General features: G+C 56.7%; 8 protein-coding genes, 1 tRNA gene and 1 pseudogene. 8 read left to right on the top strand and 2 right to left on the bottom strand.

Annotated features, from left to right (window positions below):
• Window positions 1-104 precede the first annotated feature (104 nt).
• The 8 genes from ACB040_RS20535 to ACB040_RS20500 all read left to right on the top strand — a co-directional run bounded on the left by ACB040_RS20535 (window position 105) and on the right by ACB040_RS20500 (window position 6,326).
• Window positions 105-1,226: a tyrosine-type recombinase/integrase gene (locus ACB040_RS20535; protein ID WP_371156301.1), complete on the top strand. Its 1,122-nt coding sequence runs from the start codon at window positions 105-107 to the stop codon at window positions 1,224-1,226.
• Window positions 1,227-1,445: 219 nt separating this feature from the next.
• Window positions 1,446-1,646 carry an AlpA family transcriptional regulator gene (locus ACB040_RS20530; protein WP_088869460.1) on the top strand — a complete coding sequence of 67 codons (201 nt, stop codon included), beginning with the start codon at window positions 1,446-1,448 and terminating at the stop codon, window positions 1,644-1,646.
• Between the two features lie 10 nt (window positions 1,647-1,656).
• Window positions 1,657-2,007 (top strand): helix-turn-helix domain-containing protein, encoded by a 351-nt coding sequence (locus ACB040_RS20525; protein WP_088869461.1) that lies wholly within the window; start codon window positions 1,657-1,659, stop codon window positions 2,005-2,007.
• Between the two features lie 11 nt (window positions 2,008-2,018).
• Window positions 2,019-2,798: an antA/AntB antirepressor family protein gene (locus ACB040_RS20520; protein WP_371156295.1), complete on the top strand. Its 780-nt coding sequence runs from the start codon at window positions 2,019-2,021 to the stop codon at window positions 2,796-2,798.
• A 287-nt stretch (window positions 2,799-3,085) separates the two neighbouring features.
• Entirely contained in the window at window positions 3,086-3,256 is a 171-nt protein-coding gene (locus ACB040_RS20515; protein WP_371156297.1) for a hypothetical protein, read from the top strand.
• On the top strand, window positions 3,253-3,411 hold the full coding sequence (locus ACB040_RS20510) for a hypothetical protein (RefSeq protein WP_179214431.1): 159 nt from the start codon (window positions 3,253-3,255) through the stop codon (window positions 3,409-3,411). The genes ACB040_RS20515 and ACB040_RS20510 overlap by 4 nt, the downstream gene beginning before the upstream one ends.
• 228 nt (window positions 3,412-3,639) lie before the next feature.
• Window positions 3,640-4,980 carry an inovirus-type Gp2 protein gene (locus tag ACB040_RS20505; RefSeq protein ID WP_371156299.1) on the top strand — a complete coding sequence of 447 codons (1,341 nt, stop codon included), beginning with the start codon at window positions 3,640-3,642 and terminating at the stop codon, window positions 4,978-4,980.
• A 455-nt stretch (window positions 4,981-5,435) separates the two neighbouring features.
• Complete coding sequence (locus ACB040_RS20500; protein WP_005340551.1) at window positions 5,436-6,326, top strand: hypothetical protein; 891 nt, start codon at window positions 5,436-5,438, stop codon at window positions 6,324-6,326.
• A 1,198-nt stretch (window positions 6,327-7,524) separates the two neighbouring features.
• On the opposite strand, the gene ACB040_RS20495 is transcribed toward ACB040_RS20500, so the two are convergent.
• Both ACB040_RS20495 and ACB040_RS20490 read right to left on the bottom strand, forming a co-directional pair.
• Window positions 7,525-7,614: transfer RNA gene (locus tag ACB040_RS20495), tRNA-Ser, on the bottom strand.
• Window positions 7,615-7,832: 218 nt separating this feature from the next.
• Window positions 7,833-7,940: pseudogene (locus ACB040_RS20490) on the bottom strand (IS1595 family transposase); the annotation flags it as partial.

Genomic DNA, 7,940 nt, shown 5'->3' with positions numbered 1-7,940 from the left:
TTTCATGGTGTATCGCTTTGTTTCTTTGGCGAGAAGAAGCGTACCCTAACTGGTAGTTGACCGCCTCTCTCCTATGCACCATGGGCATTGCACTTATTATCTGAATTCACGGTGGCGCCTCTTGGATTTTCCGCTATCGCCAAGTTGGTAAACTTCGCGATATGGGGCTCGGGGCTTATCCTGCAGTCAGCTTGGCAGATGCCAGGACCTTGGCTTTTGAAGCTCGTCGGACGATTCAACAAGGTGGAGACCCTATTGGCGAGAAACGAACAGCAGCCAAAGCCGCCAAAGAGGAAGCGGGACGGGCAACCACCTTTCGTGAGCTGGGTGAGCTGTACGTTGAAGCCCATAAGGCGGGATGGAAGAGCATCAAACACGCCCAGCAGTGGGGCAACACCTTGGAGCAATACGCTTACCCGGTAATTGGCAAATTACAGCCGAGTGAGATCAGCACCGAACATGTGCTGCGAATCCTGCAGCCCATATGGCAGACCAAGACCGAAACCGCCTCTCGTGTGCGCAATCGCATTGAGCTGATCTTGGATGCGGCTAAAGCTCGTGGTTTCACCTCCGGAGAGAACCCAGCCAGGTGGCGCGGTCATATGGATAAACTGCTGCCTAAACGCTCCAAAGTAGCCGCGGTGAAACATCATGCCGCAATGCCATTTCAGCACGTCCCCCTCTTCCTCAACCAGATCACCAAGATCGAGGGCTCGAGTGCCAGGGCGCTGGAGCTGATCATCCTCACTGCTTGCCGGGCCGGTGAAGCATTGGGGGCTACATGGGATGAGATCGACCTTGAGCGACAGGAGTGGTCAATCCCTTCAAGTCGGATGAAGGCTGGACGGGAGCACCGGATCCCCCTCAATAAACAAGCTGTTTCCCTACTCGAAAGCCTGCCAAGAATTCAGGGATCGCCATATGTGTTCCCGGGGCAACGACACGGGCGCCCTCTTTCTGCCATGGCAGTATCCATGTTCATGCGGCGACATGGCGCAGGAGGTTTCACTGTTCACGGATTCAGATCCTCCTTTCGCGATTGGGCAGCCGAACGCACTACCTACCCAAGGGAGATCTGCGAGATGTGCCTTGCTCATGTGGTGGCGCAGGGAGCCGAGGCTGCGTATTGGCGTGGAGATGCTTTGGAGAAACGACGTGGGCTCATGGAGCTGTGGGGACAATATGTTGCTGATGAAGCAGGTGGGGTTATCATCAAGATTGCGTAACTTGCCAAATTGCGCCTATTGACTCCGAGCTAGTCCAACGTTAGGATTTCTCCATCATGGCCCAGTCTTTCGAGATTGGGCCTTTTCATTTCCAGACCCGGCCCTAGCGCCGGGTTTTTGCTTTGGAGGCGCACAACAAGATACTCCCCCAGAAAAACGCAGCTTCACCTCACTCATAACCCGCCATTGTGCGGGTTTTTTTGTATCAGGAGATCAGACATGGCAATCGACTTGAGCCAAGTAACCATGCTTCGCCGCAAGCAGGTTGAGCAAATTACCAGCCTATCCCGAAGCACCCTTTACGACATGATGTCAAAAGGACGCTTCCCCAAACCCGTCAGACTTGGCCCTCAGCGGGTTGCTTGGCGTGAAAGGGACATTGTGGAATGGCTCGAACAACGCTGCGCGAATGCGGCATAAGGAGAGAGAAATGGACAAAAAAAATAGCCGCACCGAGAAGAACGGCACGACCAAGCTTGAGCAAGCACAGCATACCACCATCAATGCTATCCCGATAGTCACCGGACAACGGGCGGAGGTACTGAGCATTCTACGCAGAGGCCCAACGCTGAGCCTCTGTCTGACTGCAGATCATGCCATTCCCGAAGCTGCGGCACGTATCCATGAGTTGCGTGAACAGGGTTTCAACATTGAGACCGTGATCCAAGGTTTGGTTCCTTTCCGTGGACGTGAACGCCGTAACGTGGCGCTCTACGTTCTGAAAAATCCAGAGTGGCCACACCCCGACTTCAACTCAGACGATTTCCCGCCAGTCGCTTAAGGAATAACACCATGCAAAACGAACAATATGGGCTTACCGCCCAGGGCGAAGCTTTGCCCAAATTCAACCAACAGGCCAAGACATCCCTTGCCAAGTGGTTGCCGCTGACATCGCAGCACATCGAGGGTAAGTCGGTTCAGACCATCAACGCCCGCGAGCTTCACGCCTTCTTGAAGGTGGGGCGTGATTTCTCCAACTGGATTAAGGATCGCATTGCCGAGTACGGCTTTGCGGATGGAGTGGACTATGTAGTTTTCGCCAAATTTGGCGAAAACCCCCAGGGAGGCCGACCCCAGAAGGAGTACGCTATCTGCCTCGACATGGGCAAAGAGCTGGCGATGGTCGAGCGCAACGATGAAGGTCGCCGTGCCCGCCGTTATTTCATCGACTGTGAACGCCGGCTTGCTGAAGTGTCACCCGAACAACATGCACTAGCCATGGCCCGCTGGCATGTAGAGCGTGCAGCCTGCAAGGATTATCACGCCATCATGTGCCGGGCACTGCAGCAGCACCGTACCGGGCAGGGCAAAGAGACACTGGCCCGCCACTATGGCAACGAGGCAAACATGCTTAACCGTTTGGTGTTGGGGATGGATGCCAAACGATGGGCTGAAAAGCAGGGTGTCACCCGTGAGGTTCGACAGCACATGAGCAGACACCAGCTCGAGCTGATCGCCTACCTGGAGCGCCATAACGCTACCTTAATCGAGGCCGGGATGGCCTTTGCTGAGCGTAAAGACCGGCTTGCTGGGATGTTGGCTACGCATATCGAGCGGGAGGGTAAACGATGATTGTTACTCCCCTCTTGTCCGATAGCGTCCAACGAGGTACGATCTTCCCTGTCGCCACCTTAAGCAAGTGGCGGCGTGGCTGGCGGATTAAGCACCCGCAAGCTGTGACTCACGTAGGAAAATCTGTATCCCTTTCCCCCATTTCCGGCACCCTGCCGGGGATTTATCCAGTTTTGGGGGCATGGGTCGGGAGCCAAAGAAAACGCCCCCACTGTGCCTGCCTACGTGAGCACTGCTTTGCGGCTACCCGATCCGCCCTGCGTCAACTTCACGTAGGGATAACCCAAATGATCTTCACATTCTTGATCCAACGCTCCCGCGCCTGTCGCGTGGCAGACTTGCCCCATATCCGCACCATTACCGCCGTTGCTGACACCGAAGCCCAAGCCCGTATTGCTCTGGCTGGCCTGCCTCTGGTGTTCCTGTCCCGCACTCCGACTGGGAGGGGTGCCGCATGAACCCGACCAAGCAACCCAAGATGAATGCGCTACTTGAACAGCTTGCCGACATCCTGGAGCAGACAGACCTGAGTCGCCAAGAAAGGGCTCAATTCTGTGTCTTGCTGGGGGAGATGCGGGCAGAAGTGGGTATCTGTCAGGAGGTGGCAGCCTGAGTGCCTTTGACTGGCAGCGTATCGGTTTGCGATTACCGCCATGCGATTACCGCCAAAAGAGCAAGCACTCAAATTGCTGGAGGCCGCGCCCCGTCTGTGCTGGCGCGGCATTCGATCGTTACTACCAATTACAAAAATCGCGCGGTATTGAACTAATACCCTTTTTCCCCTGATAGCAGTTCAGAGGAATTTATAGGGCTGATACCGCGTGGCCATTAAGGGGATTGCATGGGCGATATTCACCAGGCGCGGCAGATGAGGACAAGCCGGAAGCAGGGCAAGATTGCCGGGGATACTACGCAAGCGAGGGAGCTTGAGGTTGACGGGATATCGTATCCGCTCAATACAGGCCCAAAGCGTTCGCCGCTGATGGTGGATTGGATGAAGCGCATGATCCGGCACGTTGATGCCAAGCTGATCGAGTTTGGGCGAGTGCTGATTGTCCGCATCGACTTGCACCACCCAGAGGGCGGCAACGACAACGCCATGATCACCCGCTTCATTGAGGCCATGACCAAGCAGATCCGACGCGAGTACGACCACAAGCCGGGGTACGTCTGGGCGCGTGAGCGGGAGACGGCCAAGGCGCACCACTACCATATGGCCTTGATTCTCGACGGCGATCGGGTTCAACAGGGGATCGGAATCAACAAGCTGGCCGCCAAGGTCTGGGGCAAGATGGGCGGGACCATGGGTCGCTGTGACAACTATTGGCAGATGGTAGGGCGTGGTGGTGTGGCGCTGCCGGAGGTGACGCGCTGGCTTTCCTACCTGACTAAGATCAGGGGTAAGGGCTACCGGGCCGACTATGCGCAAGACTTTAGCACCGGGCGCGAAACGGTCCGGGTGCGGGCCAAGAAGAAGGGCCAGATCGTGAAGGTGACACCGGCTGTTGTACCGGGGCACGTTCCGATGTTTTGCTTCATGCGAGTAGGTCAAGCGGGACTGACTGTGGGGGAGTTTCGAGCTATGGGGCTCGATGTGGTGGCTGCGCAATCGTGGGGCAAGGTGGGAGGGCTGAGGGCTGTAGGTAAGCGCCTTGGCGTCGCCCCGAGCACCGTCCGATCTTACGTGAAGGCCGCCCGCCCTGGTGAGCTGGAAAACTCCAACATGTTGCGAGAGAAGCAGCAGGAGGCTGCCAAGGCCAAGGGGATCGCTATGCTGTGTGATGGCGCAACCCGGCAGGAGGTGGCAGCTACCTTGGAGGTGAACAGGGTTACGCTGTGGCGGTGGAGCAGAGGTGTGCCGGGTCTGGTCAAGCAGGCTAAGGCCAATGCCACGCGGGAAGGTCGCAAGGAGCTGAGGCGTAGGGCGCGCGAACTTCTGTGTGCTGGTGCTGGAACTATGGCTGTGGCCGCCGAGCTGGGAGTAAGCCCTAAGACCATAGTCAACTGGAAGGAGCTGGAGGGATTGGGCAAGCGCAAGCAGGCGAAGTATGCCCGGGAGGTGCGAGAGCGGGCCGTTGCCATGAAGGTCGAGGGTATGAGCTGCGCCGAGATCTCCGAATCGCTGGAGGTGCCATTCAATACCGTGGTCGCATGGTTTAAGCAGGCAGCCATCAAAACATGACCTCCAATGCCTAGGGCAAAAAAGGGCTGTTTGTTGGGCGGTCTCATGGCGAAAGCGCCAAAAGTTGAGGTGAACAGAGGGCTGCCGAGTGCGGCCTTTTTCTTGCCAGCCTCATGCGCGAGCACAAAGGAAAAACAGTGGTTCTACTGGTTCACTGGTTCCTAACATCCTCAAACCCTTACAACATAAGGGATAGAGACGGAACCACTGTATAAGAATCGACTGGTTCCGCACTGGTTCCACTGGTTCCTCAATGGGGTCGATATTAGGTCGGAACCAGTGACGGGGGTCTAAGAACCAGTGGGTAAGTCACAAGTGGTTCACCAATAAACCCTGTTGTGGCGCGGGCTGGCGGGGAGTTGGAACCACAAAACCACCGGAACCACCGTTTTTTTTCATCTATAGAGCGGTACGAGCCGATCAAGATCACACTTTTGCCGCAACAGGGGGTTGCATTGAGATTGACCAACGAACAACGCGAGCAGGTGATCACCCTGCGCCGCACCCATTCATTGAGTGAGGTGGCTTCTCTGGCTGGCCTCTCTCTGGGAACGGTGAAAGCTATCGTCAGCAGATCGGGGTTGTTCACCGACAACCCAAGACACCGGGCCATGTTCACCTTGCCGCCACTACAAAGCAGCGGGGAGACACTGCCAGCGGTGCCAGAGCTACCGCAGCAGGAAGTGGTGACCGGGGATAAGGAGATCGACGCCCTGCTCTGGCTACGTCAAGTGATAGGGACGGGCGACCCGGTACGCATTGCCCAGGCCAAGGAGGCGGCAGGGCGGATCACCACCCCGCCCGGCGAGCTGGAGCAGCGTTACGGCAAATGGCTGGTGGCTAAGGCGGGTCACATGCTCGCGGGCCTTGGCAGCATCGGCTTTGCCAATCTGGATGGACTGGCCGAGCGCTCCATTGAACGGCGAGCCAATGAATCCGAAGCCATCGGGCGGTTCGGGGATGCGCTGTGGGACGACACCCAGGCGGAGGCGTTTTGTCAGGAGGTACTGAGAGGGCTGGAGCAAGACAGTTGGCAACTGCCGCCTGAACAGGTCGCGGAGCGGTTCAAGGCAGTGCCGGAATTGATGCCGCACACCCTGAGCGACTGCCTTCATGAGCTGGCCTATTGGAACGAACTGTACCGGCTGCGCCATGCGTGCGACACGCAAGGCTATTACGAGAACAGCATAGAGGCACATGCTCGCGACTGGTTTGTGTTTGGTTTGCTGGCTGAACTGCGACCGAGAAACAGGGAAGAGGCGCGGGCAACCCTGCGCTACCTGATGGGCAGTGAGCGGGACGACGCCCCCGAGGCAGAGCGGATCCTAGATAACCTGATCGGCTAGCTCTGCCCGTGAATCCGGGTAGTTTTACCCAGAAACCCGGGCAGTTTTGCCCAGCTAGCGAGGCTCTGTTACCGACAGGAGCAAGTGTGGGCAGATGAAAACCAACTCCGTCATATCTGCGTGGTAGGAGCGGTACGCCGACCGGTACGCTGAAAGCCGCGCTGCTGCTGACTTGGTTTGTGTATGATGTCCCACCAACCGGTACGCCAACCCAGACGCCTGCCAGCATGTGCGATTGAGGAAATACCATGACCAAATCAAAGGAGCCTGCCCCCATTCAAGAGGCCGCTCCGCCATCGTCTCAGAGAAGGCCAGAGACCGAACTTAGGATGGCACCGATATTTCCGCCGCCGCACCCGTTCGAAACATATCTGTTCGAGAGGCTGACAACCTACGCGCAGGGGTATCTGCCGCTACCTTGGCCTCACGGTCGCATCCTGATGAGTGAGGAGGTACGGGCCGAGCTGGACAGGAGGCAGGCAAAGAGGCTCGCCGAGATAGATGCGGAGCTGGTCGCACGTGAGAACGCACGGTTGGCAGCGCTGGAGCGAAAGCGGATCACCTCGAGACGTTATGCCATGAAGCGTTGGGCCGCTACGGCCTGGGCACGGTTACGCCAATTGGCTGAGATTCAAGCCGATTAACCAGGTAGCCACCGAGTCACGGTTTCTCGGACAGTGTCCGGGTAACCATGACAGTAACTCCGCACCCAAATCGGCAGTAAACCGCCACACCCCTCGCCACTACTGGCCGCAAACTCCGCAGTTAAACCGGCATACGAGCCAGATGAAAACTGGCATTCCAGCTTCTAAGTTCTACCCTCGAACCACAACGGCTACAACGTAGCTGAACCAGCTACAAACCACACCCCCAGCCGACCAGGGCAACCCCTCTCATCTGGATGGCATCTTGCTGATCTCCATTCTGCGCAAATTGCGCAATTCATCCAAAAACGAATAACAACTGCGGGCTGCGCAAAACTGTTGCTAATTAGCTGGCAGCCTAAGCAGCACAAGGGATTGCGGTGGATTGAGCTGGTTAGGGAACTGCGCAAATTGCGCAATCCAGCCAAAAACGAAAAGCAATGGGCATGACGAGGAAAGTGGGCGATGGGCGGCCGGAAGTATGGGCTAAAGTATGGGCCAGCAAACACAAATAAAACCAAACCCGCGACTGGCACGGGCTTGAAGGGTATAAGTGGCGGAGAGACAGGGATTCGAACCCTGGGTGGCATTGCTGCCACAATTGATTTCGAGTCAATCCCGTTCGGCCACTCCGGCATCTCTCCGTGGGGAGAGAGTTTTACCCAAGCTGGGCCGAGGATGCAATAAAAATTTCTTAGATATCAAATGGCTGAATCAGCTATCTGGGAGCAGGCTCACATTGCTTTACGCACGGCTTACGTTGCGAGGCCACTCTTGTATGGCCCTGTATCCACCCGCTCGCACACCCGGCCATTATCCATATCGTGATATTGCCCAATTGCCATCAGGCGTCTTTTTTTGGCTATGTCCAAATGACGTGTTGCATGGGGCGCCCCAGCGCCTCATGCAAACATGCTTTGATATTTACGCCTTTTCCGTAACGCTCCAGCATCCTGCGCCAACCCAGGTA

Source organism: Aeromonas sp. S11(2024) (genome assembly GCF_041402345.1).
Taxonomy (GTDB): domain Bacteria; phylum Pseudomonadota; class Gammaproteobacteria; order Enterobacterales; family Aeromonadaceae; genus Aeromonas; species Aeromonas veronii.
This window is presented reverse-complemented; position numbering and strand designations above follow the sequence as displayed.